This is a genomic window from Cognatilysobacter terrigena (assembly GCF_004361065.1).
GTDB classification, from domain to species: Bacteria; Pseudomonadota; Gammaproteobacteria; order Xanthomonadales; family Xanthomonadaceae; genus Cognatilysobacter; species Cognatilysobacter terrigena.
This window is the reverse complement of the sequence record NZ_SELT01000030.1, coordinates 1-24,385: the sequence shown is the minus strand read 5'-3', so window position 1 is coordinate 24,385 and position 24,385 is coordinate 1. Positions and strand designations below refer to the sequence as shown.

The window sequence follows — 24,385 nt, the reverse complement described above, 5'->3', positions numbered from 1 at the left end:
CGACCGTTCGATCGGTCGCGACGGGTCAGTCGTTCTTCGACGACGCGAAGAGCTCGTCGAGCTTGTCCTCGTAGGCGTGGTAGCCGAGGAAGTCGTAGAGCTCGGCGCGCGTCTGCAGGGTGTCGACGATGTTCTTCTGCGTGCCTTCGCGACGCACGGTCTCGTAGAAGTTCAGCGCGGCCTTGTTCATCGCGCGGTACGCACCGCAGCAGTACAGCGCGATGTCGACGCCGGCATCGCGCAGCTCGTCGGTCGTAAAGAACGGCGTGGAGCCGAACTCGGTGAGGTTCGCGAGGATCGGCACCTTCACCGCCGCCTTGAACTTGCGGTAGTCGTCGAGCGAGTTCATCGCTTCGGGAAAGATCATGTCGGCGCCGGCCTCGACATAGGCCTGCGCGCGCTCGATGGCCGAATCCACGCCTTCGACCGCGGCCGCGTCGGTGCGCGCCATGATCACGAACGACGAATCGGTGCGGCCATCGACGGCCGACTTCACGCGGTCGACCATTTCCTGCGTCGACACCACCTCCTTGCCCGGGCGATGCCCGCAGCGCTTCTGCCCGACCTGGTCTTCCATGTGCACGGCGGCCACGCCGACGCGCTCGAAGTTGCGGATGGTGCGCGCGATGTTGAACGCGCCGCCCCAGCCGGTGTCGATGTCGACCAGCAGCGGCATCTGCGTCGCGTCGACGATGCGGCGTGCGTCGGTCAGCACGTCCTCCATCGTCGAGATGCCGAGGTCCGGCATGCCCAGCGAATTCGCGGCGACGCCGCCCCCGGAGAGATACAGCGCCTTGTATCCCGTGCGCTTGGCCATGAGGCCGGCGTAGGCGGTGATGGCGCCCATCACCTGCAGCGGGGTTTCCTCGGAGAGTGCGGCGCGAACGCGCGCGCCGGCGGACTGTTGCGTCATTGCGACCTCATCGAATGCGGCCCGCGATGTGTGCGGGCGATGGCGAGCTCACGCATCGCCGGACCACCAAAGCGACGAAGGCGACCGAGGCCGCCTTCGTCGTATGCGTTACGCGTTACAGCAGGTGCGCGACGCCCTGACGCTCTTCCTCGAGCTCGGCCAGCGTCTTGTCCATCGCGGCGCGGCTGAAGTCGTCGATCGGCAGGTCGGTCACGCGGGTGTATTCGCCGTTGGCAGTCGTCACCGGCACGCCGTACATCACGCCTTCCGGAATGCCGTAGCTGCCGTCCGACGGCACGCCCATCGTCACCCACTTGCCGTTGCTGCCGAGCACCCAGTCGTGGATGTGGTCGATGGCCGCATTGGCCGCCGACGCCGCCGACGACAGGCCGCGCGCTTCGATGATCGCCGCGCCGCGCTTGCCGACCTTCGGGATGAACTCGTTCGCGTTCCAGTCGGCGTCGTTGATCATGTCCTTCAGCGACTTGCCGTTGACCGTCGCGAAGCGGTAGTCCGGATACATCGTCGGCGAGTGGTTGCCCCACACGACCAGCTTGTCGATGTCGCCGACCGCCACGCCCGCCTTGTTCGCGAGCTGCGACAGCGCGCGGTTGTGGTCCAGGCGCAGCATCGCGGTGAAGTTCTTCGCCGGCAGGTCCGGCGCCGACTTCATGGCGATGTAGGCATTCGTGTTCGCCGGGTTGCCGACCACCAGCACCTTCACGTTGCGCGAGGCGACCTTGTTCAACGCCGCGCCCTGCGCGGTGAAGATCTTCGCGTTCTCGAGCAGAAGATCCTTGCGCTCCATGCCCGGGCCACGCGGACGCGCACCGACGAGCAGCGCAATGTCGGCATCCTTGAACGCGACTTCCGGATCGTCCGTCCCGACCATGCCGGCGAGCAGCGGGAACGCGCAGTCCTCGAGCTCCATCATCACGCCCTTGAGCGCGGCCTGCGCCTTCTCCATCGGCAGCTCGAGCATCTGCAGGATCACCGGCTGATCCTTGCCGAGCATTTCGCCACTGGCGATGCGGAACAGCAGCGAGTAACCGATCTGGCCGGCTGCACCGGTGACGGCGACGCGGACGGGGGTCTTCATGTACGAACTCCGTGGATCAAGCGTGGGGTTGTCGGACGAATCTTCCTGGATGCCGCCCTGTTTGCCGGACGGCTTGGACGCGGAGCTGAGCGCTTCCGCGTCCATCGATCAGACGAGCTCGGCGAAGAATTCGCGGAAGCGCTCGAGACCCGGCTGCAGTTGCGGCGTCGGGCAGGTGTAGCTGATGCGCAGCGCGCGCGGCTCGCCGAACGCCGAGCCCGGCACGCAGGCCACGCCCTTGGCTTCGAGCAGCGCGTTGCAGAAGTCGACGTCGTTGCCGATCGCAAGGCCGGTCGGGCCATGCGTCCTGCCGAACGCGGCGCTGATGTCCGGGAACGCGTAGAACGCGCCCTGCGGACGCGGGCACTTTACGCCGGGGATGCTGTCCATCACCGCCATGACCTGGTCGCGCTTGGCCTGGAACTCGACGTTCTTCTGGCGCGGCACGTCCTGCGGACCGGTGAGCGCGGCGATGGCCGCCGCCGTGGTCACTTCCGGCAGGTTGGTGATGTGGTTCGAATTCATCGTCACCACCGCCTGCGCGATGGTTTCGGGGCCGGCCATGAAGCCGACGCGCCAACCCGGCATGCCGTAGGTCTTCGACAGCGAGTCGATGAAGATCACGCGCTCGCGCAGTTCGGGGCGCGCATGCACGAAGTTGTGATAGCCGATGCCGTCGAACACCATGCGGTTGTAGATGTCGTCGGTGATGACCCACGTATCGGGGTACTTCACCAGCACGTCGGCGAGCGCGTTGATCTCGTCCTTCGAATAGACCATACCGGTCGGATTCGAAGGATTGTTGAAGAGGAACACGCGCGGCTTCTTCGCGAGCGCCGCATCGAGCTGCGCCGGGGTCAACTTGTAGTTCTGCTCGGGCGGGCACGGCAGCAGGTCGATCTTCGCGTTGACGATCTCGGCGATGTCGACGTAGCTCGTCCAGTACGGCGTCGGGAAGGCGATCGTGTCGCCTTCGTCGAGCAGCGCTTCGGCGAGGTTGTAGATGACGTGCTTGGCGCCGATGCCGGCCGCGCAGTTGGCGCGCGTGTAACCGGTCAGGCCGATCTCGCCCATGTGCGCAACGAACGCATCGATCAGCGCGTCGGCGCCGCGGTTGCTGCCGTACTGGCCGCTGTCGTGCGTGAGCGCGTTGGCCGCGGCTTCGTACACGTGCGGGCCGGGAAGGAAGTTCGGGACGCCGATCGAGAAGCTGATGATGTCGCGGCCTTCGGCCTTGAGACGCTTGGCCTTTTCGGCGACCTGCATGATCGCCGAGGGCTTGGCGCGACCGATGCGCGAGGCGAGACGGGGCATCGCGGAACCTCGAAAAATACGGCGGTGGAGGCCGGCCGAGGCGCAACGGCGCAGGGGCCGGAACAGGGCCGAAATGGTATCACGTGAAACTATCGCGCCGCGGCGGCCGGCCCGGACGCAACGACGCCCGCCGGGTCAGGGCGGGCGTCGCGTAGAACGCATCGCTTACGGGCGGGCGTTCGCGTCGAGCGTCTTGTTCCACTCGGCCACGCGGTCGGCCTTGGCGGCGAGCACGGCGTCGGTGTCACCCTCGATCTTGACCGAGCGGATGATGTCGCCCTGCTTCACCGAGTCGACGATCTCCTGGCCTTCCAGCACCTTGCCGAACACGGTGTGCTTGCCGTCCAGCCACGGGCACGGCACGTGGGTGATGAAGAACTGGCTGCCGTTGGTATTCGGGCCGGCGTTCGCCATCGACAGCACGCCGCGCTCGTGCGACAGCCCGTTGCGCGCCTCGTCCTCGAACTTGTAGCCCGGGCCGCCGGTGCCGGTGCCCTTGGGGCAGCCGCCCTGGACCATGAAGTCGTTGATGACGCGGTGGAACGACAGGCCGTCGTAGAAGCCGCGCTTGGCGAGGTTCACGAAGTTGGCGACCGTGAGCGGCGCCTTGTCGGCGGCGAGTTCGACGCGGATCGGGCCGCGGTCGGTGTCGAAATGGGCGACGAGGGACATGGAAACTCCTGGGGGAGGATTAACGGACGGATTTCGAGGCGTTCGCCGTGCGGACGAATCGCATGATCTGGATGGCGGTGCCGAGCATTGCAAGGCCCCCGAGCGCAAAAAGCAGCAGGTCGGTGCCCGGCGGAAGCCCCGGCGCGAAGATCGCACCGGTGCGGACCAGCAGGCCGGCCAGTACGCATAGCGCGCCCGCGGCGTCGACCGCGATCAACCCCGCGGGAAACGGCAGTACGGACGGCTGTTCAGACATGGCGGGCGTCCGCGGCGGCTCGACGGCTATAATAGCCGGCTTCCCTACTTCGCTTGCGCCTTACGGCGTCTCTTCGCATGTCCATCGAACGCCTGCGCAACATCGCCATCGTCGCCCACGTCGACCATGGCAAAACCACTCTCGTCGATTGCCTTCTCAAGCAGTCCGGCACGCTCAACGAGCGCACCGTGCTCGCCGAGCGGGTGATGGACAGCAACGACCAGGAAAAGGAACGCGGCATCACCATCCTGGCCAAGAACACCGCGATTACCTGGAACGGCAATCGCATCAACATCGTCGACACGCCCGGACACGCCGACTTCGGCGGTGAAGTCGAGCGCGTGCTGTCGATGGTCGACACGGTGCTGATCCTCGTCGATGCGATGGACGGCCCGATGCCGCAGACGCGCTTCGTCACGCAGAAGGCATTCGCGATGGGCTTCAAGCCGATCGTCGTGGTGAACAAGATCGACCGCCCGGGCGCGCGTCCGGACTGGGTGATCGACCAGGTGTTCGACCTGTTCGACAAGCTCGGCGCGACCAACGAGCAGCTCGACTTCCCGATCGTCTACACCTCCGCGTTGCACGGCTTCGCGAGCCTCGAAGACAGCGTGCGCGACGGCGACATGACCCCGCTCTATGAAGCGATCATGCGCCACGCGCCGAAGCCGGACGTCGATCCGGACGGCCCGTTCCAGATGCGCATCAGCCAGCTGGACTACAACAACTTCGTCGGCGTCATCGGCATCGGCCGCATCCAGCGCGGCACGCTGAAGAAGAACATGCCGGTCGCCGTCATCGACCGCCACGGCAAGAAGCGCCAGGGCAAGGTGCTGCAGGTGCTCGGCTTCATGGGCCTCGAGCGCATCGAGCAGGACAGCGCGGAAGCCGGCGACATCGTCGCGATTTCCGGCATCGCCGACCTCACCATTTCCGACACCGTCTGCGCGCTCGACAACCCCGAAGCGCTGCCGCCGCTGACCGTCGACGAGCCGACGATCTCGATGACCTTCCAGGTCAACAACTCGCCGTTCGCCGGCAGCAAGGATCTGTCGGGCGGCAAGTTCCTCACCAGCCGCCAGATCAAGGACCGCCTCGAGCGCGAGACCGTGCACAACGTGGCGCTCAAGGTCGAGCAGCTCGAAGACGCCGACAAGTTCCTCGTGTCGGGTCGCGGCGAGCTGCACCTGTCGGTGCTGATCGAGAACATGCGTCGCGAAGGTTTCGAACTCGCCGTGTCGCGTCCCGAAGTCATCATCAAGGAGATCGACGGCCAGCTCATGGAGCCGATCGAGCAGCTGGTGGTGGACGTCGAAGAGCAGCACCAGGGCGGCGTCATGGAGAAGCTCGGCATCCGCAAGGGCCAGCTCAAGAACATGGAGCCCGACGGCAAGGGTCGCGTGCGCCTTGATTACATGATCCCGGCGCGCGGCCTGATCGGTTTCCAGAACGAGTTCAAGACGCTCACCCAGGGCTCGGGCCTGCTGTTCCACGTCTTCGACCATTACGGCCCGAAGGAGACCGGCCCGATCGCCAAGCGCCTCAACGGCGTGATGATCGCGAACGCCGCCGGTGCGACGCCGGCGTACTCGCTCGGCCCGCTGCAGGAGCGCGGCAAGCTGTTCGCGGCCGAAGGCGACCAGGTGTACGAAGGCCAGCTGATCGGCATCCACAGCAAGGACAACGACCTCACCGTCAACGCGATCAAGACGAAGCCGCTGACGAACATGCGCGCCTCGGGCAAGGACGACGCGATTCAGCTGACGCCGGCCACGAAGTTCACGCTCGAACAGGCGCTGGATTTCATCGACGACGACGAGCTGGTCGAAATCACACCGAAGGAAATCCGCCTGCGCAAGAAGCTGCTGACGGAGAGCGAGCGCAAGACGGCATCGCGTCGCGGCTGACGCGCTAGACTCGCGCCGGTGACGGACCACCCCCGCCCGTACGACGCGAATCCGCGCGCCCATCCCGGGTTGCGCGCGATCGCGATGGTTGAAGCGATCAAGGGCCTGCTCGCGCTGTTGGCGGCGAGCGGGCTCGAAATCCTCGGGCCGCTGCCCCTGCGCAACGCGGTGCATGCGCTGATCCGTCATTTCGAACTGAGTTCGACGGACGGCCCGCTCGCATCGCTTGCCAACGCGATTAGCCCGGGCACCGTGCACGCGACCGCGGCACTCGCCGCCGCCTATGGCCTGTTGCACGCGGTCGACGCGTGGGGCCTCTGGCGCGACAAGGCGTGGGCGTCGTGGCTGGGCTGCATTGCCGCGGCGATCTATCTGCCCGCCGACGTGTTTGCGCTGTCGCGCCATCCGACCTGGGTGACGATCACCGTGCTCGTCGTCAACGTCGTCATCGTCTACGTCCTGGCGCGCGATCTGTTCCGCCGACGAGCCCGCTTGCCGAGCTGACCGCATCGTCGGATGCTGACGCGTCCCTAAATGGAGATGCGTCATGCGCTGCGCCCCGCTCGCCCTCTTCGTCGCGCTGGCCGCGACCGGCTGTGCGACGAAACCGACCGCCGACACGGCCGATACCGGCAGTGGGCCAACCATGACCGTCACGGCGCCGGCCGCGACGAGCTTCAGTTTCCCCTACGAAGAATCGGACATCGCGACACTGCAGGCGCGCATGGCCGAAGGCCAGCTCAGCAGCCATTCGCTGACGCAGGCCTACCTCGATCGCATCACCGCGCTCGACGACGGCGGCCCGCGGCTCAACGCCGTGCTGTCGCTGAATCCCGATGCATTGCGCGAGGCGGACGCGCTCGACGCGGAGCGTCGCAACGGCCACGTGCGTGGCCCGCTGCATGGCATTCCCGTGCTGCTGAAGGACAACCTCGACGCGACGCCGATGGCGACCACGGCCGGCTCGCTCGCCTTGGCCGACCACCGGCCCGAACGCGACGCGTTCCTCGTGACGCGCCTGCGGGAAGCCGGCGCCGTGATCCTCGGCAAGACCAACCTCAGCGAGTGGGCGAACTTCCGCTCGACGCGCTCGATCTCCGGCTGGAGCGGCGCCGGCGGCCAGACGCGCAGCCCCTACGCGCTCGATCGCAACCCGTGCGGTTCGAGTTCGGGCAGCGGCACCGCGGTGTCGGCGAACCTGGCGGCCGCCGCGATCGGCACGGAGACCGACGGCAGCATCATCTGCCCCGCATCGGTCGTCGGCGTCGTCGGCCTCAAGCCCACGGTCGGGCTCGTAAGTCGCCGCGGCATCGTGCCGATCTCCGCGAGCCAGGACACCGCCGGCCCGATGACGCGCACCGTCGCCGACGCGGCGGCCGTGCTCACCGCGATCGCGGCCTCCGATTCCAAGGATCCGGCGTACGGCGGAAAGTCGCGCCCCAAGCGCGTCGACTACACCACGCACCTCAAGTCCGACGCACTCAAGGGCGCGCGCATCGGCGTGCTGCGAAAGAGCGCCGGCTATCACCCGGATGTCGACGCCGCGTTCGATCGCGCGATCGACGCATTGAAGGCTGCGGGCGCGACCGTCGTCGAAACCACGATTCCGACCGCCGGCAAGTGGGACGACGCGGAGAACACGGTGCTGCTCGCCGAGTTCCGCCCGGGCCTCGAGTCGTATCTCGCCAACAGCGGCGCACCGGTGCGCAAGCTCAGCGAGATCGTCGAATTCAATCGCACGCACGAAGCGCAGGAGATGCCCTACTTCGGACAGGAACTCTTCGAGCAGGCGTTGAAGGCGCCGCCGTTGTCGTCGCCGAAGTACAAGACCGCACGCGACACTGCGCGACGCCTGGCCGGCCCGGAGGGCATCGATGCGGCATTGAAGCGCCAGAAGCTCGACGCATTGGTCGCGCCGTCGACCGGCCCATCCTGGCGCATCGACACGGTGCTCGGCGATCACTTCAGCGGCGCCGGCTACGGTGCGGCGGCAGTCGCGGGCTATCCGAGCATCACGGTGCCGATGGGCGATGCCCACGGCCTGCCGCTCGGGCTCGTCTTCCTCGGCAAGAAGTGGAGCGAGCCGCGCCTGATCGAACTCGCGTATTCGTTCGAACAGGCGACGCATGCACGCACGCCACCGAAGTTCATGCCGACGATCGACGACATGGGGCTCGCGTCGCACTGAAGGCTGCCGCAGTACGTGTCAGAGAGGTCACGCAGCACCCGCGTGCTGCGCGACACGTTGCCGGCGGCTCGTCGCTCGCGCGTTACAGCGGCGCGCTGATCTGCGTCTGCTTGCGGACGATCAACATCGCAATCTCGAGCGCCTGCTCGTAGTTCAGACGCGGGTCGACGCAGCTGCGATACGCGCGCTCGAGATCCGTTTCCGTCAGCTCGCGCGCACCGCCGAGGCATTCGGTCACGTCCTCGCCGGTGAGTTCGAGATGCACGCCACCGAGGCGCGTTCCCGCCGCCGCGTGCAGGTCGAACGCCTGCTCGACTTCGCCTGCGATGTTCGCGAATCGACGTGTCTTGTAACCGTTCGCCGTCGACTCGGTGTTGCCGTGCATGGGATCGCAGACCCACAACACGCGGCGACCGTCGCGACGGATCGCATCGAGCAGCGGCGGAAGCTTCGCCGCGATCTGCGACGCACCCATGCGATGGATGAAGGTCAGGCGGCCCGCTTCGTCTTCCGGATTCAACACGTCGACGAGCTTGAGCAGCATGTCGGGCGTCACCGACGGCCCGATCTTCACCGCGATCGGATTGCGGATGCCGCGCAGGAATTCGACGTGCGCGCCGTCGATCTGCGCGGTGCGCATGCCGATCCACGGGAAGTGCGTGCTGAGGTCGAACCAGCCCCAGTTGCGCGGCACCTGCCGTGTCAGCGCTTCTTCGTACGGCAGCAGCAACCCCTCGTGCGACGTGTAGAAGTCGACGCGATTGAGGTTGTGCACCTCCGCGCCCGACAACGTCTCCATGAAGCGCACCGCGTCACCGATCGCGGCGACCATGCGGCGGTATTCGTCGGCGAGCGGCGAATGGCCGACCCAACCGAGATCCCAGTATTCGGGGTGATGCAGGTCGGCGAAGCCGCCATCGATCAGCGCGCGGACGAAATTCATCGTCATCGCCGAGCGCGCATGCGCCTTGATCATGCGGCGCGGATCGGGACGTCGCGCTTCCGCAGTGAACGCAGGACCGTTGACGATGTCGCCGCGATAGCTCGGCAGGCTGACGCCGTCGATCGTCTCCATGTCGGCCGAACGCGGCTTCGCGTACTGGCCGGCGAAACGGCCGACACGCACCACCGGCTTGCGCATGCCGTGCACGAGCACGAGCGACATCTGCAGCAGCACCTTGAGGCGATTGGAGATCACGTCCGACGAGCATTCGTCGAAGCTCTCCGCGCAGTCGCCGCCCTGCAGCAGGAAACGCTTGCCTTCCTGCGCGTCGGCGAGTTGCTGCTTGAGGCTGAGGATTTCCCACGACGTCACCAGCGGCGGCAGGCGACGCAGTTCGGCGAGCGCGGACTCGAACTCCGCGGCGTCGGGATACTGCGGCATCTGCGTCGCCGGGCGGGCACGCCACGACTGCGCGCTCCACTCGCGCGGAAGCGTTACGGCCTGCAGGTTGGTGTCGTTCGTTGCCATCACTTCTCTACCTTCGACGGAACGCAGCGAAGGCGATCCACAGCGCCAGCACCACGAAACAGATCAGCGTCCACACCGGCATCGACTGGCCGAGGAACGTCCATTCGATCTTGGCGCATTGTCCGTCACCCGTCAGGACTTTTCGGATGAGCTGGATGAACGGCAGCGTTTCACGCAGGAACGCGAACGGGGGGCCGCAGGACGGCACCTGGTCCGGCGGCAGGTGCTGGATCCAGACGTGACGGCCGGCTACGCCGATGCCGGCGATGGCCGGAATCAACGCCAGCCCGCCCCACGCGCGACGCCCGCCCGGCCGCTTGGGCGCCACCAACCCGCCGATGAGGAAGACGAGACCCAGCGCCATTACTGCGATGCGCTGGAAGATGCACAGCGGGCACGGCTCGAGCTTGAGCACGTGCTCGGCGTATAGCGCGTAAGCCATGAGCGCGACGCAGGCGACGAAGCCCAGCAGGAACTGGGTGCGGAACGAAGCGCGGAGCGGATTGAGAGCCATGTGACGACGCGAATCCCCGGAGGCGGCCATGGTCGCAGGCGCGCGCACATGACGCAAAGCGCAGGAGGTCATGGGCTTGGTGTTTCGTGCGGGCGAGCGTCGATCGATGCGAGTACGCGTTCTGCGATGCCGCACGCGTCGCCGGCGGATCATCGCCTCGCGTCTTCGCCGCTGCGACGGCGCACGCCGGCGACGCCTGTAACCGTCGAGGCACGAACGCGGCATTCGACACGGTGAAACGAAAAACCCCGGCATCAGCCGGGGTTTTCGCGTGATCGGCAGCAGGAGCCACCGATCGAATATCAGCGAACGCTTACTGCGCTGCGTCAGGACGGTCGACGAGCTCGACGTACGCCATCGGGGCGTTGTCGCCGGCGCGGAAGCCGCACTTCAGGATGCGCAGGTAGCCGCCCGGACGCTCGCGGTAACGCGGGCCGAGTTCGATGAACAGCTTGCCCACCGCTTCCTTGTCGCGCAGGCGCGAGAAGGCAAGGCGGCGATTGGCGACGCCGTCGGTCTTGCCGAGCGTGATGAGCGGCTCGGCGACGCGGCGGAGCTCCTTGGCCTTCGGGAGCGTGGTACGGATCAGACCGTTCTTGATCAGCGACGCGGCCATGTTGGTGAACATGGCATCGCGGTGGGCGCTGGTGCGGCTGAACTTGCGGCCGGCTTTCTGGTGGCGCATGGCGTCGGTTTCCTAGTGAATGTTGGAACTGCTGGATTTCGCTGTCGCCATCCCGGCGTTGACGCTTGGACTGCGTTGGTCCGGATCCGGCCGTCCTAGCCGGAATGCCGCGGGCTTCGTGGCCCGTCGGGGTGGTGCGCGAATCCCGCCGGGTGGCGGGATTCGGGTTTCGCGGCGCGGAAGATCCGCGCTGCGAGGTACTGCTTGAGAGGGTTACGAAGTAAGCGGGTTCTTTCGTCGCCCGGCCCGCGCTTGCGGCGCGGGCGTTCGGCGCGGCAGAACGCGTAAGCGTTCTAGCCGCCGCGCCTCACCCCATCATCCCGTGCGACGCGATGCCGGCGGGCGGCCAGTTCTCGAGACGCATGCCGAGCGCGAGGCCGCGCTGCGCCAGGACTTCCTTGATCTCGGTCAGCGACTTCTTGCCGAGGTTCGGGGTCTTGAGCAGCTCGACTTCCGTCTTCTGGATCAGGTCGCCGACGTAGTAGATGTTCTCGGCCTTGAGGCAGTTGGCGGAACGCACCGTCAGTTCGAGATCGTCGATCGGACGCAGCAGCAGCGGGTCGACGCCGCCGGTCTGCGGCTTCGCCGCGCCGCGCTCGCGGTGCGTGAAGTCGCCGAACACCGACAGCTGGTCGGTGAGGATGTCGGCCGCGGTGCGGACGGCTTCCTCGGCATCGATCGTGCCGTTGGTTTCGATGTCGAGAACCAGCTTGTCGAGGTCGGTGCGCTGCTCGACGCGCGCGGCTTCCACCGCATACGCGACGCGACGGACCGGCGAGAACGACGCGTCCAGCATCAGGCGACCGATAGCGCGGGTCTCCTCGTCCGGACGACGACGCGCGGCAGCCGGCTGGTAGCCGTAGCCACGCTCGATCTTCAGACGCATGTTGAGCGCGGTGTCCTTGGTCAGGTGCGCGACAACGTGTTCCGGATTGATGATCTCGACGTTGTGGTCGGTGCGGATGTCACCAGCGGTGATGACGCCCGGGCCCGACTTGTTGAGCGACAGCATCGCGCTGTCACCCGTGTGCATGCGAATGGCGACGTCCTTGAGGTTCAGCAGAACCTCCAGCACGTCCTCTTCGAGGCCTTCGACCGTGGTGTACTCGTGGAGCACGCCATCGATCTCCACCTCGGTAATTGCGAACCCGGGGATCGACGAGAGCAGGACGCGGCGCAGCGCATTGCCGAGGGTGTGACCGTAGCCGCGCTCCAGCGGCTCGATGACGACCTTGGCGCGATTGCCGGTCAGGCGTTCGATCTGGGGACCACGCGGGCGCAATACCTGGTTGGCGGTAACCGTCATGTTGTGGCTTCTCCTGGGGGCCGACGTCGTCACGCCGGCCCGGATGAAATTACTTCGAGTACAACTCGACGATGAGCGCTTCGTTGATGTCGGCCGGCAGGTCCGCACGGTCCGGCACCGACTTGAAGACGCCAGCGAACTTCTTAGCGTCGACTTCGATCCACGACGGCGACAGGTCCATCTGCTGGGCGACCGTCAGGGCCTCCTGCACGCGGAGCTGCTTCTGCGCGCGCTCGGCGAGCGCGATCGCGTCACCGGCCTTCACCTGGTACGACGGCAGATTCACGATCTTGCCGTTGACGGTGACGCCGCGGTGGCTGACCAGCTGACGCGCGGCAGCGCGGGTGACCGCGAAGCCCATGCGATAGATGACGTTGTCGAGACGCGTCTCGAGGAGCTGCAGCAGGTTTTCACCCGTGTTGCCCTTCCGGTTCGACGCCTTCTTGTAGTAGTTGCGGAACTGACGCTCCAGCAGACCGTAGATACGCTTGACCTTCTGCTTCTCGCGAAGCTGGGTGGCGTAGTCGGACAGCTTGCCCTTGCGGGCGGTGGCGCCGTGCTGGCCGGGCTTCTGCTCGAGCTTGCACTTCGAGTCGAGGGCGCGGGCCGGCGACTTCAGGCTGAGGTCGGCGCCTTCGCGGCGCGCGAGCTTACAGGTAGGACCGATATAGCGTGCCATGTCTTATTCCTCCTCAGACGCGGCGCTTCTTCGGCGGACGGCATCCGTTGTGCGGGATGGGCGTCACGTCGATGATGTTGAGGATCTTGTAGCCGACGTTGTTGAGCGAACGCACGGCCGACTCACGACCCGGACCCGGGCCCTTGATGCGGACTTCCAGCGCCTTGACGCCGTAGTCCATCGCAGCGCGACCGGCCTTTTCGGCGGCGACCTGCGCAGCAAACGGGGTCGACTTGCGCGAACCGCGGAAACCCGCGCCGCCCGAGGTCGCCCACGAGAGCGCGTTGCCCTGGCGGTCGGTGATCGTGATGATGGTGTTGTTGAACGAAGCGTGGACGTGCGCGATGCCGTCGGTGACGACGCGCTTGATCTTCTTCTTCGGAGCTTTCGCGGCAGGCTTGGCCATGTCGGTTCCTTACTTCTTGATGGCCTTGCGCGGACCCTTGCGGGTACGGGCATTGGTCCGGGTGCGCTGACCGCGCAGCGGCAGGCCGCGGCGGTGACGGAGGCCGCGGTAGGAACCGAGGTCCATCAGGCGCTTGATCGCCATGCCGACTTCGCGACGCAGGTCGCCTTCGACGACGAACTTGCCGATCTCGCCACGCAGGCGCTCGACTTCAGGCTCCGACAGGTCGCGGATCTTGGTCGTCGGCTTGACGCCGGCCGACTCACAGACCTGCTTGGAACGGGTACGGCCGATGCCGTAGATGCTCTGCAGCCCCACCCAGACGTGCTTCTGGGCAGGCAGGTTTACACCTGCAATACGCGCCATGAGGCGATCTCCAAACTGAAATGCGCCAGGCTCGCGCCCGGCGGTGAACTCTCGAGAAAAACACGAAATCGGTTGTGTCCCGGCTTGCTGGGAGCCGATGCGGCGCACCGCTTCGACCCGGCATGGGGAGTGTGCCCATGCTCCGGCGACGGACCTCGGCTGTACCGGGCACCGCGGCGAACCGCCCTGCCCGGCCCCGCGCGCTCCTCAGGCGCGCGTATGGCCAAAGGTCCACCCGTGCGCGGGACTGCCGCCCGGGTCGCCCATGTGCGGGGCCGACCGGAGAGTCGACGCACCGCGTGTGTTCCGTTTCGCCGTCCAGGCCGGGATTCAAACCGAGCGGCCGTCCTGGCCTGGAGCAGCTTGCGCTACTCAGCGCGCCATTATGCCATCAAACCGCGGACCGTGCAGCCCGCGTGATGCCTGCCGTCTCAACGGCCGCGGCTGCCACCGCGCAAGTTCGCCTTCTTGAGCAGGCTTTCGTACTGGTGCGACATCAGGTGCGCCTGGATCTGCGCGATGAAGTCCATCACGACGACCACGACGATCAGCAGCGACGTACCGCCGAAGTAGAACGAGGTGCCGAGCTGCGTGCGCATGATTTCCGGCAGCAGGCAGACCAGCACCAGGTACACGGCACCTGCGGCCGTCAGGCGCGTCAGCACGCCGTCGATGTAGTCGGCGGTCGAGCGGCCCGGACGGATGCCCGGGATCAGGGCGCCCGACTTCTTCAGGTTCTCGGCCGTTTCCTGAGAGTTGAAAACAAGCGCCGTGTAGAAGAACGAGAAGCCGATGATCAGGCCCGCGTACAGAATCATGTGCAGCGGCTCGCCGGGCGACAGCATCTGGCTCACCTTGAGCAGCCACGACTGCGAGTTGTTCTGGCTGAACCAGGTCGCCGCGGTCGCCGGGACCATCACGATGCTCGACGCGAAGATCGCCGGGATGACACCCGACATGTTGAGCTTCAGCGGGAGGAACGACGACTGGTTCTGGTACGCGTTGCGACCGCCCTGGCGGCGCGCGTAGTTCACCGTGATGCGGCGCTGGCCGCGCTCGACGAACACCACGAAGTAGGTGAAACCGAGCACCAGCGCAGCCGTGATCAACGCGGCCGGCGGACTCATGTCGCCGTTGCGGATCTGGCTGAACATGTTGATCACTTCGGCCGGGATGCGCGACACGATGCCCGCGAAGATGAGCAGCGAGATACCGTTGCCGATGCCACGCTCGGTGATCTGCTCACCGAGCCACATCAGGAACACCGTGCCGGCGGTCAGCGCGACCACCGCGGTGATGATGAAACCGGGGCCACCGGCGTACACGACCGGCGTACCGCCCGGTGCGCTCGCGGACTGCAGCCACGTCGCGATGCCCCACGCCTGGAACACGGCCAGCGGGATCGTGCCGAGGCGCGACCACTGGTTGATCTTGCGTCGACCCGACTCGCCTTCCTTCTGGATGGCCTTCAGGCTCGGCACGATCTGCGTGAGCAGCTGGACGACGATCGACGACGAGATGTACGGCGCCACGTTCAACGCGAACAGGCTCAGGCGGTGCAGCGCACCGCCCGAGAACATGTTGAACATGTCGATGATGGTCTTGCCGTTCTGGCCCTGCTCCATGAACTGGACCATGGCCTCCGGATTGACCCCCGGAACAGGTACGTAGCAGCCGATTCGGTAGACGATCAGCGCCGCGACGACGAACAGAAGTCGCTGGCGGAGCTCGGTGAACTTGCCGAGACCGCCGCCGAGGCCGGCCATCGAATTGCTGCTACGCGCCATCAGGCCCTTACTCCGAGATCGAACCGCCAGCGGCTTCAATGGCCGCCTTCGCGCCAGCCGTAGCCGACACACCCTTGAGGGTGAAGGCCTTGGTCAGCTCGCCCTTCTTCACCACCTTCACCTTCTTCGCGTTCGGCGGGACGAGGCCCGCTTCCTTCAGCGAGGTGATGGTGATTTCGCCGGCTTCAAGAGCGTCGAGGGCATACAGCAGCACCTCGGCGGACTCCTTGGCCGTCGTCGAACGGAAGCCGATCTTCGGCAGGCGACGCTGCATGGGCATCTGACCGCCTTCGAAGCCGGCCTTGATCTTGCCCTTGCCCGCGCGAGCGAACGAACCCTTGTGGCCGCGACCGCAGGTCTTGCCCAGGCCGGAACCGATACCGCGACCGACGCGCTTCGGCGCGGTGCGAGCGCCCTCACCGGGCTGCAGAGTGTTGAGACGCATGGTCGATTACTCCTCGACGCGAACGAGGTAGTGGAGCTGATTGATCAGACCGCGAACCTGCGGGCTGTCCTTCAGTTCACGCACATCGTTGAGCTTGTTGAGACCCAGCGCGCGGACCGACAGGCGATGACGCGCCTGCGTGCCACGGAGGCCCTTGACCAGACGGACCTTGACGGTGCCGCCCTCGACAGCCTGGTTCTTAGCCATTGACCAGGTCCTCCACCTTCTTGCCGCGCTTGGCCGCGATCTGCGACGGCGACCGCATGTCGGTCAGGCCGCGCATCGTGGCGCGCACGAGGTTGATCGGATTGCGCGAACCGACGGCCTTGGCGAGAACGTTCTTGACGCCCACCGCTTCGAGGACCGCACGCATCGCACCGCCGGCGATGACGCCGGTACCTTCCGACGCCGGCTGCATGAACACGCGGGCTGCGCCGTGGCCGGCCTTGACCGTGTGCCACAGAGTGCCGTTGTTCAGGTCGACGTTCGCCATCGACTTGCGCGCGTGTTCCATCGACTTCTGGATCGCGACCGGCACTTCGCGCGCCTTGCCGTAACCGAAGCCGACCTTGCCGTTGCCGTCGCCCACCACCGTCAGCGCGGTGAAGGTGAACTGGCGGCCGCCCTTGACGGTCTTGCTGACGCGGTTGACCGCGATCAGCTTCTCGATCATGCCGTCGTCGATTTCTTCGCGGTTGCGATCACGATCGCGGCCGCGCTGCTGACGCTCTTCTGCCATTTGAGTATCTCGGTAGTTGAAAGGACTTGCGGCTTCGCCGCTTATCGTTGTGATGTACCGCGGGCGTACCGACGGCGCGGGAATCCGCGCCGACGTCCGATGCTCAACCGCATCGGCGGGTTGAACGGCGAACCGTCCTTAGAACTGCAGGCCACCTTCGCGAGCAGCATCGGCGAGTGCCTTGATGCGGCCGTGGAAGCGGTAACCCGAACGATCGAACGCGATCTTTTCGATGCCGGCGGCCTTGGCCTTTTCGGCGATCGCACGACCGACCTTTGCGGCCGCGTCGGCGTTCTTGCCGTTCTTCAGGCCATCCTTGATGTCGGCCTGGACGGTCGACGCGGCGGCCAGGACCTTGGAGCCATCGGCCGAGAAGATCTGGGCGTAGAGGTGCTGGCCGGTGCGGAGCACCGACAGGCGCGGCACGCCGAGCACACGGATGTGCGAGCGGGTCGACTTGGCGCGACGAAGGCGGGCGATTTTCTTCTGCATGGTGTTGTCCTCGAAAGCTGAAGGCGAAAGGTCCGGCGCCGCGACTGCGGCGCCCGGCCGGATTAGGCCTTCTTGGCTTCCTTACGAATGATCACTTCGCCCGCGTACTTCACACCCTTGCCCTTGTAGGGCTCCGGCGGACGGAAACCGCGGATCTTGGCGGCGACTTCGCCGACGCGCTGCTTGTCGGCACCCGTCACCACGATTTCCGTCTGCGACGGCGTGGCGATGGTGATGCCTTCCGGCGCCGGGAACACGACCGGATGCGAGAAACCCAACGAAAGGTTGAGGTCCTTGCCCTGCATCGATGCGCGGTAACCGACGCCGACGAGCTCGAGCTTGCGCTCGAAACCTTCCGAGACACCCTTCACCATGTTGGCGAGGATGGCGCGGAGCGTGCCCGTGAGCGGAATCAGCGCGGCGTCTTCGGTCGTGAACACGGCGGTGCCGTCTTCGACCTTGACCTGGATCGCGGCCGGCTTGGCGACGCTCAGCGTGCCCTTCGGGCCCTTGGCGCTGATCGATTCGTCCTGGACGTTGAGCTCGACACCCTTCGGCAGGGCGATCGGCTTCTTGGCAACTCGGGACATGTCTATTCCTCCCTTAGGCCACGAAGCACAGGACTTCGCCGCCGACGCCCTGCTGGCGCGCCTGCGAGTCGGTCATGATGCCCTTCGAGGTGGAGATGATGGCGACGCCGAGGCCGTTGAGGACCTTCGGCAGCTCCGACTTGCCGCGGTACTGGCGACGGCTCGAACGCGAATAACGCTCGAGGCGCTCGATCACCGGGCGGCCTTCGTAATACTTCAGCGCGACTTCGAGCTCGGTCTTACCCGGGCCCGCTTCGGCGGTGCGGTAGTCGAGGATGTAGCCCTCGTCCTTCAGCACCTTGGCGATGGCGACCTTGATCTTCGAGGACGGCATCGTGACCGACTGCTTGCGAACGGCCGCTGCATTCTTGATGCGGACCAGCATGTCGGCGATGGGATCAGTCATGCTCATGAGAGTTTCCTTATGAGAAGCACCGATATCCGCGGGATTGCGAATTTCAGTTGTAAGCCGCGGCGGCCGTAGCCGCCGCAGCGAAGCCGGCTAGTTTACCAGCTTGCCTTGCGCAGACCAGGCACGTCGCCGTTCATGGTCGCCTTGCGGAGCATGTTGCGGCCGAGGCCGAACTTGCGATACACGCCGCGCGGACGGCCCGACAGCTCGCAGCGGTTGCGCTGGCGGCTCGGCGAGGAGTCACGCGGAAGCTTCTGCAGCTTGACGACGGCGTCCATCTTGTCGTCGTACGAAGCGGTGGTGCTGGCGATGATCTTCTTGAGCTCTTCCCGCTTGGCGCCGTAGCGCTTGGCGAGCTTCGCGCGCTTGATCTCGCGGTTGACCATGGAGGTCTTGGCCATGTGTGTCGTCCTGTGGGATCAGTTGCGGAACGGGAAGCGGAAGGCCTCGAGCAGCGCCTTGGCTTCTGCGTCGGTCTTCGCGGTCGTGGTGATCGCGATGTCCATGCCGCGGAGAGCGTCGACCTGGTCGAAGTCGATTTCCGGGAAGATGATCTGTTCCTTGACGCCCATGTTGTAGTTGCCACGGCCGTCGAACGACTTGCCCGACACGCCGCGGAAGTCGCGGACGCGCGGCAGCGAGATGTTCACGAGACGATCGAGGAACTCGAACATCTTGGCGCGACGCAGCGTCACCTTGGCGCCGATCGGCCAGCCGTCGCGGATCTTGAACGAAGCGACCGACACGCGGCTCTTCGTCACGATCGGCTTCTGGCCCGCGATCTTCGTCATGTCGGCGACGGCGTTTTCCAGAATCTTCTTGTTGGTCGCGGCCTCACCCACGCCCATGTTGAGCGTGATCTTGACCAGGCGCGGCACTTCCATCGGGTTCTTGTAACCGAACTTCTGGATGAGCTGCGGGACGACTTCGTCCTTGTAGAACTTTTCGAGACGGGTGGTCATTTCTGCATTCCTCAGGCGTCGACCGCCTCACCGCTGGAGCGGAACACACGCAACTTGCGTCCATCCTCCAGCACCTTGAAAGCAACGCGCTCGCCCTTGCCCGTCGCCGGGTTGAAGACCATCACGTTGGACGCGTGGATCGGCGCTTCGCGCTCGATCACGCCACCCGGCTGACCCGCCTGCGGGTTCGGCTTGGTGTGGCGCTTGACCACGTTGACGTTGGACACGACGACCTTGTCGCCGAGCACGCGGACGACTTCGCCCTGCTTGCCCTTGTCCTTGCCGGTAATGACGACGACCTGGTCGCCCTTGCGGATACGGTTCATGAGTCTTCCTCCGCTCAGAGCACTTCAGGGGCGAGCGACACGATCTTCATGAACTTCTCGGTACGCAGCTCGCGCGTGACCGGTCCGAAGATGCGGGTGCCGATCGGCTCCTGCTTGTTGTTGAGCAGCACGGCGGCATTGCCGTCGAAACGGATCAGCGAACCGTCGGGACGACGGACGCCCTTGCGGGTGCGCACGACGACGGCGTCGTACACGTCACCCTTCTTCACCTTGCCGCGCGGAATGGCGTCCTTGACGGACACCTTGATGATGTCACCGATGCCGGCGTAACGGCGCTTCGAGCCGCCCAGCACCTTGATGCACATCACTTCCTTCGCGCCGGAGTTGTCGGCCACGTCGAGGTAGCTCTGCATCTGGATCATTGTCTGAGCCTCCTCTTACACGGCCGCGCGGCTGACGATCTCAACCACGCTCCAGTTCTTGGTCTTGGACATCGGCGCGATCTCGCGCAGACGGACGATGTCGCCCTCGTTGCACGCGTTGTCGGCGTCGTGGGCATGCAGCTTGGTCGAGCGGCGGATGTACTTGCCGTACAGCGCGTGCTTGACCTGGCGCTCGATGAGCACAGTGACGGTCTTGTCCATCTTGTTGCTGACGACGCGACCTTCGACCGTGCGAATCGCCTTCTCTGTATTGTTGTCGGTCATGGCGGGTCCTTACTTCTGGTTCTGGCCCAGCAGCATCTTCGTGCGAGCGATCTCGCGACGGACGCGGCGGACGTCGTGGCTCTTGGCGAGCTGGCCGGTGGCCTGCTGCATGCGGAGCGCGAAACGCTCCTTGTGCAGCTCGGTCAGATGGGCATTCAGCTCGTCGGCCGACTTCGTGCGGAGTTCCTTGAGGTCCATTAGCGCACCGTGCGGGTAACGAAAGTGGTGGTCACGGAGAGCTTCGCCGAGGCGAGACGGAACGCTTCGCGCGCGACTTCCTCGCTGACGCCCTCGATCTCGTAGATCATGCGGCCCGGCTGGATCTGCGCGACCCAGTATTCGACGTTGCCCTTACCCGAGCCCATTCGGACTTCGATCGGCTTCTGGGTAATCGGCTTGTCGGGGAACACGCGGATCCACATCTTGCCGCCGCGCTTGACGTAGCGGCTGATCGCACGACGCGCCGCTTCGATCTGGCGCGCGGTGAGCTGGCCGTGGGCAGTTGCCTTCAGACCGAACTCGCCGAAGCTGACGGCGTTCGCGCTCCAGCTCAGGCCGTCATTGCGGCCCTTGTGCATCTTGCGGAATTTGGTTCGCTTGGGTTGCAGCATGGCGATTACCTCTGCTCGCGGCCGCGACGATCGTTGCGATCACCGCGATCACCGCGCTCGGAGCGCTCGCCGCGCGGCGACGAGTTCTCTTCCTGCTTCTCCTGGCCCACCTGGGAGAAGTCGAACACTTCACCCTTGTAGATCCAGCACTTGATACCGATGATCCCGTACGTGGTCTTCGCCTCGGCGAAGCCGTAGTCGATATCGGCGCGGAGGGTGTGCAGCGGCACGCGGCCTTCGCGGTACCACTCCGAACGGGCGATTTCCGCACCGTTGAGGCGGCCAGCGACGTTGACCTTGATGCCGAGGGCACCGAGGCGCATCGCGTTGCCGACCGCACGCTTCATCGCGCGGCGGAACATGATGCGGCGCTCGAGCTGCTGCGCGATGGACTCGGCGACGAGCTGCGCGTCGAGCTCCGGCTTGCGGACCTCCGACACGTTGATGTGCGCCGGAACGCCCATCACGTCGCTGACTTCCTTACGCAGCTTCTCGATGTCCTCGCCGCGCTTGCCGATCACCACGCCCGGACGGGCGGTGTGGATCGTGACGCGCGCGTTGTTCGCGGGACGCTCGATCAGGATCTTCGAGATGCCGGCAGCGGCCAACTTCTTGCGAAGGAGTTCGCGGACCTTGAGGTCAGCGGCCAGGTAACCGGCGTACTGCTTCTTGTTGGCGAACCACTTCGAGTTCCAGTCCTTGGCGATGCCGAGACGGATACCGGTGGGATGAACTTTATGACCCATAGTCAGTCTCCGCCTTACTTGCCCGCGCCCACGACCACAGTGATGTGGCTGGTGCGCTTGAGGATGCGGGTGCCGCGGCCCTTGGCCCGCGCCATGAAGCGCTTCAGCGTCGGACCCTCGTCGACCATGATGGTCTTGACGCGCAGGTCGTCGGCATCCGCGCCGAGGTTGTTCTCGGCATTCGAAGCAGCGGAGAACACGACCTTGTAGATCATGCCCGCGACCTTCTTGTCGGAGAACTTAAGCAGGCTCAGGGCGCGCTCGACCGGCAGGCCACGGACCTGGTCGGCGACAAGACGGGCCTTCTGGGGGGAGATGCGCGCGCTGCGCAGGATGGCTTTCGCTTCCATGGTCATCTCCTTACTTCGACTTCTTGTCCGCGACATGGCCCTTGAACGTACGGGTCATGGCGAACTCGCCGAGCTTGTGACCGACCATGTTCTCGTTGACGAGAACCGGGATGTGATTCTTCCCGTTATGGACGGCGATCGTGAAGCCGATCATTTCCGGCAGCACGGTCGAACGACGCGACCAGGTCTTGATCGGCTTCTTGTTGTTACCCGCGGTCTCCACCTTCTTGATGAGATGGTGGTCGACGAACGGGCCTTTCTTGAGTGAACGTGGCATGGCCGATTAGCTCCTGCGGTCGCGGACGATGAACTGCGCGGTCCGCTTGTTCTTGCGGGTCTTGTAACCCTTGGTCGGGACGCCCCACGGGGTGACCGGATGCGGATTACCCTGGCCCGCCTTGGCCTCACCACCACCGTGCGGGTGATCGACCGGGTTCATGGCGGCGCCGCGGACAGTCGGCTTGACGCCGCGCCACCGCTTCGCACCGGCCTTGCCGAGCTTCTCGAGGTTGTGCTCGTCGTTACCGACTTCGCCGATCGTCGCGCAGCATTCGGCCGGCACCTTGCGCATTTCGCCGGAGCGAAGACGCAGCGTGGCGTAGCCCTGCTCGCGTGCGACCAGCTGCACGCCGGCACCCGCGGCACGCGCGATCTGCGCACCCTTGCCCGGCTTCATCTCGATGCAGTGCACCGTGGAGCCGACCGGGATGTTGGTGAGCGGAAGCGTGTTGCCGGCACGGATCGGCGCATCACGGCCCGCGATCACCTGATCGCCGGTCTTGAGGCCCTTCGGCGCGATGATGTAGCGACGCTCACCATCGACGTAGCACAGCAGCGCAATGTGCGCCGTGCGGTTCGGGTCGTACTCGATCCGCTCGACGCGGGCCGGGATACCGACCTTGTCGCGCTTGAAGTCGATGATGCGGTAGTGCTGCTTGTGGCCACCACCGATGTGACGGGTGGTGATGCGGCCGTGGTGGTTACGACCACCGGTCTTGCCCTGCTTCTCCACGAGGCCCTGGTACGGGTCACCCTTGTGGAGGCCGGGGGTCACCACGCGGACCGCGCTACGGCGGCCGGCAGAGGTGGGCTTGAAGGTCATCAATGGCATCGATCTATCCTCAGGCCGTGGCCATCACGTCGATGGACTGGCCTTCGGCCAGCGTCACGTAGGCCTTGCGCCAGTCGCTGCGGCGGCCCATGCGGAACTTGAAGGCCTTGTTCTTGCCCTTCACGTTGACCACGTTCACCGAGCGGACGTTGACGCCGAAAATCTTCTCGACGGCTTCCTTGATCTCGATCTTGTTGGCTTCCGTCGAAACCTCGAACACGTACTGGTTCGAGACTTCCTGCAGACGGGCCGTCTTTTCCGAGATGCGCGGCGCGCGGATGATGCTGTAGAGCTTGGCGTCGTTCATGCCAGCCACTCCTCGATCTTCTTGACCGCATCGGTCGTGAACACCACCGAGTCGGCGCCGACGAGCGTCACCGGGTCGAGACCCTGAACATCGCGGACTTCGACGTACGGCAGGTTGCGCGCCGACAGGTACAGGTTCTCCGTCGCGTCCTCGGTGACGAGGAGCGGACGGCGGCCGGTGCCGAGGTCCTTGAGCTTGGCGACGAGACCGCTGGTCTTCGGCGCGTCGATCTCGAACGTCTCGACGACGGTGACGCGGCCCTGGCGGTTGAGCTCCGACAGGATCGACGCCATCGCGGCGCGATACATCTTGCGGTTGACCTTCTGCGCGAAGCTGCGCGGCTTGGCCGCGAAGGTCACGCCGCCGCCGACGAAGATCGGAGCGGTCAGGGCGCCGTGACGCGCACCGCCACCCTTCTGCTTCTTCGACTTCTTCGTGGTGCCGTTCACTTCGGCGCGCGTCTTCTGCGCCTTGGTGCCCGAGCGACCTGCGTTGCGGTAGGCGACGACGACCTGGTGGACCAGGTCTTCGCTGAAATCACGGCCGAAGACGGCGTCGGAGACCGAGAGCGTCTTGCCGCTGTTGTTAATGGCGAGTTCCATCGTCTTCTCCTCAGCCCTTGGTGGTCGGGCGAACGATGACGTCGCCACCCGGAGCACCCGGGACCGCGCCCTTGACGGCGATCAGGCCACGCTCGGCGTCCACGCGGACGACCTCGAGGCCCTGCACGGTCTTGGTCTCGGCGCCCATGTGGCCGGACATCTTCTTGCCCGGGAACACTCGGCCCGGCGTCTGGCGCTGGCCGATCGAACCCGGCGAACGGTGCGAGAGCGAGTTACCGTGGGTGGCATCACCCATGGTGAAGTTCCAGCGCTTGATCGTGCCCTGGAAGCCCTTGCCCTTGCTGACGCCCTGCACGTCGACCATCTGGCCCGGCTGGAAGATGTCGGCCTTGATCTCGCCGCCAATCTCGAAACCGTTGATCTGGTCGTTCTCGACGCGCAGCTCCCAGAGGCCACGGCCGCCTTCGACCTTCGCCTTCGCGAGGTGACCGGCTTCCGGC

Annotated in this window: 36 protein-coding genes; 3 read left to right on the top strand and 33 right to left on the bottom strand. The window is 65.6% G+C overall.

The window, feature by feature from the left end; genetic code table 11:
* Positions 1–25 precede the first annotated feature (25 nt).
* The 5 genes from prpB to EVS83_RS13860 all read right to left on the bottom strand — a co-directional run bounded on the left by prpB (position 26) and on the right by EVS83_RS13860 (position 4,254).
* On the bottom strand, positions 26–913 hold the full coding sequence (gene prpB, locus EVS83_RS13880; RefSeq protein ID WP_133501618.1) for a methylisocitrate lyase: 888 nt from the start codon (positions 911–913) through the stop codon (positions 26–28).
* A gap of 115 nt (positions 914–1,028) precedes the next feature.
* On the bottom strand, positions 1,029–2,012 hold the full coding sequence (locus EVS83_RS13875; RefSeq protein WP_133501617.1) for a malate dehydrogenase: 984 nt from the start codon (positions 2,010–2,012) through the stop codon (positions 1,029–1,031).
* A 108-nt stretch (positions 2,013–2,120) separates the two neighbouring features.
* The gene (locus EVS83_RS13870; RefSeq protein ID WP_133501616.1) at positions 2,121–3,326 is read right to left on the bottom strand and encodes an aminotransferase class I/II-fold pyridoxal phosphate-dependent enzyme; all 1,206 of its coding nucleotides are present in this window, start codon (positions 3,324–3,326) and stop codon (positions 2,121–2,123) included.
* A 165-nt stretch (positions 3,327–3,491) separates the two neighbouring features.
* Positions 3,492–3,998 carry a peptidylprolyl isomerase gene (locus tag EVS83_RS13865; protein ID WP_133501615.1) on the bottom strand — a complete coding sequence of 169 codons (507 nt, stop codon included), beginning with the start codon at positions 3,996–3,998 and terminating at the stop codon, positions 3,492–3,494.
* Positions 3,999–4,017: 19 nt separating this feature from the next.
* Entirely contained in the window at positions 4,018–4,254 is a 237-nt protein-coding gene (locus EVS83_RS13860; protein WP_133501614.1) for a hypothetical protein, read from the bottom strand.
* A 77-nt stretch (positions 4,255–4,331) separates the two neighbouring features.
* Between EVS83_RS13860 and typA the strand changes: the two genes are divergently transcribed.
* The 3 genes from typA to EVS83_RS13845 are packed head-to-tail and all read left to right on the top strand — an operon-like array spanning position 4,332 to position 8,349.
* A complete protein-coding gene (gene typA / locus EVS83_RS13855) occupies positions 4,332–6,161 on the top strand; it encodes a translational GTPase TypA (RefSeq protein ID WP_133501613.1) in 1,830 nt (609 codons plus the stop codon).
* An 18-nt stretch (positions 6,162–6,179) separates the two neighbouring features.
* On the top strand, positions 6,180–6,665 hold the full coding sequence (locus EVS83_RS13850) for a DUF7144 family membrane protein (protein ID WP_133501612.1): 486 nt from the start codon (positions 6,180–6,182) through the stop codon (positions 6,663–6,665).
* Between the two features lie 43 nt (positions 6,666–6,708).
* Complete coding sequence (locus EVS83_RS13845; RefSeq protein WP_133501611.1) at positions 6,709–8,349, top strand: amidase; 1,641 nt, start codon at positions 6,709–6,711, stop codon at positions 8,347–8,349.
* Positions 8,350–8,431: 82 nt separating this feature from the next.
* Here EVS83_RS13845 and EVS83_RS13840 read toward each other — a convergent pair whose 3' ends face one another.
* From EVS83_RS13840 to rplC, 28 genes are all read right to left on the bottom strand, one after another.
* Positions 8,432–9,820 carry a class II 3-deoxy-7-phosphoheptulonate synthase gene (locus EVS83_RS13840; RefSeq protein WP_133501610.1) on the bottom strand — a complete coding sequence of 463 codons (1,389 nt, stop codon included), beginning with the start codon at positions 9,818–9,820 and terminating at the stop codon, positions 8,432–8,434.
* 7 nt (positions 9,821–9,827) lie between these two features.
* The gene (locus tag EVS83_RS13835; RefSeq protein ID WP_133501609.1) at positions 9,828–10,334 is read right to left on the bottom strand and encodes a disulfide bond formation protein B; all 507 of its coding nucleotides are present in this window, start codon (positions 10,332–10,334) and stop codon (positions 9,828–9,830) included.
* A 313-nt stretch (positions 10,335–10,647) separates the two neighbouring features.
* Positions 10,648–11,019, bottom strand: coding sequence for a 50S ribosomal protein L17 (gene rplQ, locus EVS83_RS13830; protein WP_133501608.1), 372 nt, complete (start codon positions 11,017–11,019; stop codon positions 10,648–10,650).
* Positions 11,020–11,326: 307 nt separating this feature from the next.
* Entirely contained in the window at positions 11,327–12,325 is a 999-nt protein-coding gene (locus EVS83_RS13825) for a DNA-directed RNA polymerase subunit alpha (protein WP_133501607.1), read from the bottom strand.
* Between the two features lie 49 nt (positions 12,326–12,374).
* Complete coding sequence (gene rpsD, locus EVS83_RS13820; RefSeq protein ID WP_027082430.1) at positions 12,375–13,004, bottom strand: 30S ribosomal protein S4; 630 nt, start codon at positions 13,002–13,004, stop codon at positions 12,375–12,377.
* 13 nt (positions 13,005–13,017) lie between these two features.
* Complete coding sequence (gene rpsK, locus EVS83_RS13815; protein ID WP_027082429.1) at positions 13,018–13,410, bottom strand: 30S ribosomal protein S11; 393 nt, start codon at positions 13,408–13,410, stop codon at positions 13,018–13,020.
* Between the two features lie 9 nt (positions 13,411–13,419).
* On the bottom strand, positions 13,420–13,776 hold the full coding sequence (rpsM, locus tag EVS83_RS13810; protein ID WP_133501606.1) for a 30S ribosomal protein S13: 357 nt from the start codon (positions 13,774–13,776) through the stop codon (positions 13,420–13,422).
* A 431-nt stretch (positions 13,777–14,207) separates the two neighbouring features.
* Positions 14,208–15,563, bottom strand: a complete 1,356-nt coding sequence (gene secY / locus EVS83_RS13805) for a preprotein translocase subunit SecY (protein WP_166636914.1) — start codon at positions 15,561–15,563, stop codon at positions 14,208–14,210.
* Positions 15,564–15,570: 7 nt separating this feature from the next.
* Positions 15,571–16,008, bottom strand: coding sequence for a 50S ribosomal protein L15 (gene rplO / locus EVS83_RS13800; protein WP_133501605.1), 438 nt, complete (start codon positions 16,006–16,008; stop codon positions 15,571–15,573).
* Positions 16,009–16,014: 6 nt separating this feature from the next.
* Positions 16,015–16,215, bottom strand: a complete 201-nt coding sequence (rpmD, locus tag EVS83_RS13795; RefSeq protein ID WP_133501604.1) for a 50S ribosomal protein L30 — start codon at positions 16,213–16,215, stop codon at positions 16,015–16,017.
* Positions 16,208–16,747, bottom strand: coding sequence for a 30S ribosomal protein S5 (rpsE, locus tag EVS83_RS13790; protein WP_133501603.1), 540 nt, complete (start codon positions 16,745–16,747; stop codon positions 16,208–16,210). The genes rpmD and rpsE overlap by 8 nt, the downstream gene beginning before the upstream one ends.
* Before the next feature lie 138 nt (positions 16,748–16,885).
* Positions 16,886–17,239, bottom strand: coding sequence for a 50S ribosomal protein L18 (gene rplR, locus EVS83_RS13785; RefSeq protein WP_133501602.1), 354 nt, complete (start codon positions 17,237–17,239; stop codon positions 16,886–16,888).
* 62 nt (positions 17,240–17,301) lie between these two features.
* Positions 17,302–17,829, bottom strand: coding sequence for a 50S ribosomal protein L6 (gene rplF / locus EVS83_RS13780; protein WP_133501601.1), 528 nt, complete (start codon positions 17,827–17,829; stop codon positions 17,302–17,304).
* A gap of 13 nt (positions 17,830–17,842) precedes the next feature.
* Entirely contained in the window at positions 17,843–18,241 is a 399-nt protein-coding gene (gene rpsH, locus EVS83_RS13775) for a 30S ribosomal protein S8 (RefSeq protein WP_133501600.1), read from the bottom strand.
* Positions 18,242–18,336: 95 nt separating this feature from the next.
* Positions 18,337–18,642, bottom strand: a complete 306-nt coding sequence (rpsN, locus tag EVS83_RS13770) for a 30S ribosomal protein S14 (RefSeq protein ID WP_133501599.1) — start codon at positions 18,640–18,642, stop codon at positions 18,337–18,339.
* Between the two features lie 18 nt (positions 18,643–18,660).
* Entirely contained in the window at positions 18,661–19,203 is a 543-nt protein-coding gene (rplE, locus tag EVS83_RS13765) for a 50S ribosomal protein L5 (RefSeq protein WP_133501598.1), read from the bottom strand.
* Positions 19,204–19,214: 11 nt separating this feature from the next.
* The gene (rplX, locus tag EVS83_RS13760) at positions 19,215–19,529 is read right to left on the bottom strand and encodes a 50S ribosomal protein L24 (protein WP_115647015.1); all 315 of its coding nucleotides are present in this window, start codon (positions 19,527–19,529) and stop codon (positions 19,215–19,217) included.
* Positions 19,530–19,543: 14 nt separating this feature from the next.
* Positions 19,544–19,912, bottom strand: coding sequence for a 50S ribosomal protein L14 (gene rplN / locus EVS83_RS13755; protein ID WP_027082417.1), 369 nt, complete (start codon positions 19,910–19,912; stop codon positions 19,544–19,546).
* A 15-nt stretch (positions 19,913–19,927) separates the two neighbouring features.
* Positions 19,928–20,197 carry a 30S ribosomal protein S17 gene (gene rpsQ / locus EVS83_RS13750; RefSeq protein WP_133501597.1) on the bottom strand — a complete coding sequence of 90 codons (270 nt, stop codon included), beginning with the start codon at positions 20,195–20,197 and terminating at the stop codon, positions 19,928–19,930.
* A 9-nt stretch (positions 20,198–20,206) separates the two neighbouring features.
* A complete protein-coding gene (gene rpmC, locus EVS83_RS13745) occupies positions 20,207–20,395 on the bottom strand; it encodes a 50S ribosomal protein L29 (RefSeq protein ID WP_133501596.1) in 189 nt (62 codons plus the stop codon).
* Positions 20,395–20,808, bottom strand: coding sequence for a 50S ribosomal protein L16 (gene rplP, locus EVS83_RS13740; protein ID WP_027082414.1), 414 nt, complete (start codon positions 20,806–20,808; stop codon positions 20,395–20,397). The genes rpmC and rplP overlap by 1 nt, the downstream gene beginning before the upstream one ends.
* 5 nt (positions 20,809–20,813) lie before the next feature.
* Complete coding sequence (gene rpsC / locus EVS83_RS13735) at positions 20,814–21,554, bottom strand: 30S ribosomal protein S3 (protein ID WP_133501595.1); 741 nt, start codon at positions 21,552–21,554, stop codon at positions 20,814–20,816.
* 14 nt (positions 21,555–21,568) lie between these two features.
* The gene (gene rplV / locus EVS83_RS13730) at positions 21,569–21,904 is read right to left on the bottom strand and encodes a 50S ribosomal protein L22 (protein WP_027082412.1); all 336 of its coding nucleotides are present in this window, start codon (positions 21,902–21,904) and stop codon (positions 21,569–21,571) included.
* A gap of 10 nt (positions 21,905–21,914) precedes the next feature.
* Positions 21,915–22,181 (bottom strand): 30S ribosomal protein S19, encoded by a 267-nt coding sequence (gene rpsS, locus EVS83_RS13725; RefSeq protein ID WP_027082411.1) that lies wholly within the window; start codon positions 22,179–22,181, stop codon positions 21,915–21,917.
* Between the two features lie 6 nt (positions 22,182–22,187).
* Positions 22,188–23,015 (bottom strand): 50S ribosomal protein L2, encoded by an 828-nt coding sequence (gene rplB / locus EVS83_RS13720; protein WP_115647020.1) that lies wholly within the window; start codon positions 23,013–23,015, stop codon positions 22,188–22,190.
* Between the two features lie 10 nt (positions 23,016–23,025).
* A complete protein-coding gene (gene rplW, locus EVS83_RS13715) occupies positions 23,026–23,322 on the bottom strand; it encodes a 50S ribosomal protein L23 (RefSeq protein ID WP_133501594.1) in 297 nt (98 codons plus the stop codon).
* Positions 23,319–23,924 (bottom strand): 50S ribosomal protein L4, encoded by a 606-nt coding sequence (gene rplD / locus EVS83_RS13710; protein ID WP_133501593.1) that lies wholly within the window; start codon positions 23,922–23,924, stop codon positions 23,319–23,321. The genes rplW and rplD overlap by 4 nt, the downstream gene beginning before the upstream one ends.
* Positions 23,925–23,934: 10 nt before the next feature.
* The coding region (gene rplC / locus EVS83_RS13705; RefSeq protein ID WP_133501592.1) for a 50S ribosomal protein L3 at positions 23,935–24,385 on the bottom strand (451 nt) is incomplete at its 5' end.

Excerpts from the sequence above, each read along its gene's own strand:
- rplW (WP_133501594.1), bottom strand. The coding sequence starts at position 23,322 with ATGAACGACGCCAAGCTCTACAGCATCATCCGCGCGCCGCGCATCTCG.
- rpsM (WP_133501606.1), bottom strand. The coding sequence starts at position 13,776 with ATGGCGCGTATTGCAGGTGTAAACCTGCCTGCCCAGAAGCACGTCTGG.
- rplX (WP_115647015.1), bottom strand. The coding sequence starts at position 19,529 with ATGAACCGTATCCGCAAGGGCGACCAGGTCGTCGTCATTACCGGCAAG.
- rpsE (WP_133501603.1), bottom strand. The coding sequence starts at position 16,747 with ATGGCAGAAGAGCGTCAGCAGCGCGGCCGCGATCGTGATCGCAACCGC.
- rpsS (WP_027082411.1), bottom strand. The coding sequence starts at position 22,181 with ATGCCACGTTCACTCAAGAAAGGCCCGTTCGTCGACCACCATCTCATC.
- EVS83_RS13840 (WP_133501610.1), bottom strand. The coding sequence starts at position 9,820 with ATGGCAACGAACGACACCAACCTGCAGGCCGTAACGCTTCCGCGCGAG.
- rplB (WP_115647020.1), bottom strand. The coding sequence starts at position 23,015 with ATGCCATTGATGACCTTCAAGCCCACCTCTGCCGGCCGCCGTAGCGCG.
- EVS83_RS13875 (WP_133501617.1), bottom strand. The coding sequence starts at position 2,012 with ATGAAGACCCCCGTCCGCGTCGCCGTCACCGGTGCAGCCGGCCAGATC.
- EVS83_RS13860 (WP_133501614.1), bottom strand. The coding sequence starts at position 4,254 with ATGTCTGAACAGCCGTCCGTACTGCCGTTTCCCGCGGGGTTGATCGCG.
- EVS83_RS13825 (WP_133501607.1), bottom strand. The coding sequence starts at position 12,325 with ATGACGGTTACCGCCAACCAGGTATTGCGCCCGCGTGGTCCCCAGATC.
- EVS83_RS13845 (WP_133501611.1), top strand. The coding sequence starts at position 6,709 with ATGCGCTGCGCCCCGCTCGCCCTCTTCGTCGCGCTGGCCGCGACCGGC.
- rpsD (WP_027082430.1), bottom strand. The coding sequence starts at position 13,004 with ATGGCACGCTATATCGGTCCTACCTGTAAGCTCGCGCGCCGCGAAGGC.
- secY (WP_166636914.1), bottom strand. The coding sequence starts at position 15,563 with ATGGCGCGTAGCAGCAATTCGATGGCCGGCCTCGGCGGCGGTCTCGGC.
- rplE (WP_133501598.1), bottom strand. The coding sequence starts at position 19,203 with ATGACCACCCGTCTCGAAAAGTTCTACAAGGACGAAGTCGTCCCGCAG.
- rplD (WP_133501593.1), bottom strand. The coding sequence starts at position 23,924 with ATGGAACTCGCCATTAACAACAGCGGCAAGACGCTCTCGGTCTCCGAC.
- rplR (WP_133501602.1), bottom strand. The coding sequence starts at position 17,239 with ATGCAGAAGAAAATCGCCCGCCTTCGTCGCGCCAAGTCGACCCGCTCG.
- rpsN (WP_133501599.1), bottom strand. The coding sequence starts at position 18,642 with ATGGCCAAGACCTCCATGGTCAACCGCGAGATCAAGCGCGCGAAGCTC.
- rpsK (WP_027082429.1), bottom strand. The coding sequence starts at position 13,410 with ATGGCCAAGCCTGCCGCGAAAGCTCCGAAGAAGAAGATCAAGCGCGTC.
- EVS83_RS13870 (WP_133501616.1), bottom strand. The coding sequence starts at position 3,326 with ATGCCCCGTCTCGCCTCGCGCATCGGTCGCGCCAAGCCCTCGGCGATC.
- rplQ (WP_133501608.1), bottom strand. The coding sequence starts at position 11,019 with ATGCGCCACCAGAAAGCCGGCCGCAAGTTCAGCCGCACCAGCGCCCAC.
- rplO (WP_133501605.1), bottom strand. The coding sequence starts at position 16,008 with ATGCGTCTCAACACTCTGCAGCCCGGTGAGGGCGCTCGCACCGCGCCG.
- prpB (WP_133501618.1), bottom strand. The coding sequence starts at position 913 with ATGACGCAACAGTCCGCCGGCGCGCGCGTTCGCGCCGCACTCTCCGAG.
- rplP (WP_027082414.1), bottom strand. The coding sequence starts at position 20,808 with ATGCTGCAACCCAAGCGAACCAAATTCCGCAAGATGCACAAGGGCCGC.
- rpmD (WP_133501604.1), bottom strand. The coding sequence starts at position 16,215 with ATGGCTAAGAACCAGGCTGTCGAGGGCGGCACCGTCAAGGTCCGTCTG.
- typA (WP_133501613.1), top strand. The coding sequence starts at position 4,332 with ATGTCCATCGAACGCCTGCGCAACATCGCCATCGTCGCCCACGTCGAC.
- rplN (WP_027082417.1), bottom strand. The coding sequence starts at position 19,912 with ATGATCCAGATGCAGAGCTACCTCGACGTGGCCGACAACTCCGGCGCG.
- rplV (WP_027082412.1), bottom strand. The coding sequence starts at position 21,904 with ATGGAAGCGAAAGCCATCCTGCGCAGCGCGCGCATCTCCCCCCAGAAG.
- rpsC (WP_133501595.1), bottom strand. The coding sequence starts at position 21,554 with ATGGGTCATAAAGTTCATCCCACCGGTATCCGTCTCGGCATCGCCAAG.
- EVS83_RS13865 (WP_133501615.1), bottom strand. The coding sequence starts at position 3,998 with ATGTCCCTCGTCGCCCATTTCGACACCGACCGCGGCCCGATCCGCGTC.
- rpsQ (WP_133501597.1), bottom strand. The coding sequence starts at position 20,197 with ATGACCGACAACAATACAGAGAAGGCGATTCGCACGGTCGAAGGTCGC.
- rplF (WP_133501601.1), bottom strand. The coding sequence starts at position 17,829 with ATGTCCCGAGTTGCCAAGAAGCCGATCGCCCTGCCGAAGGGTGTCGAG.
- rpsH (WP_133501600.1), bottom strand. The coding sequence starts at position 18,241 with ATGAGCATGACTGATCCCATCGCCGACATGCTGGTCCGCATCAAGAAT.
- EVS83_RS13835 (WP_133501609.1), bottom strand. The coding sequence starts at position 10,334 with ATGGCTCTCAATCCGCTCCGCGCTTCGTTCCGCACCCAGTTCCTGCTG.
- rpmC (WP_133501596.1), bottom strand. The coding sequence starts at position 20,395 with ATGGACCTCAAGGAACTCCGCACGAAGTCGGCCGACGAGCTGAATGCC.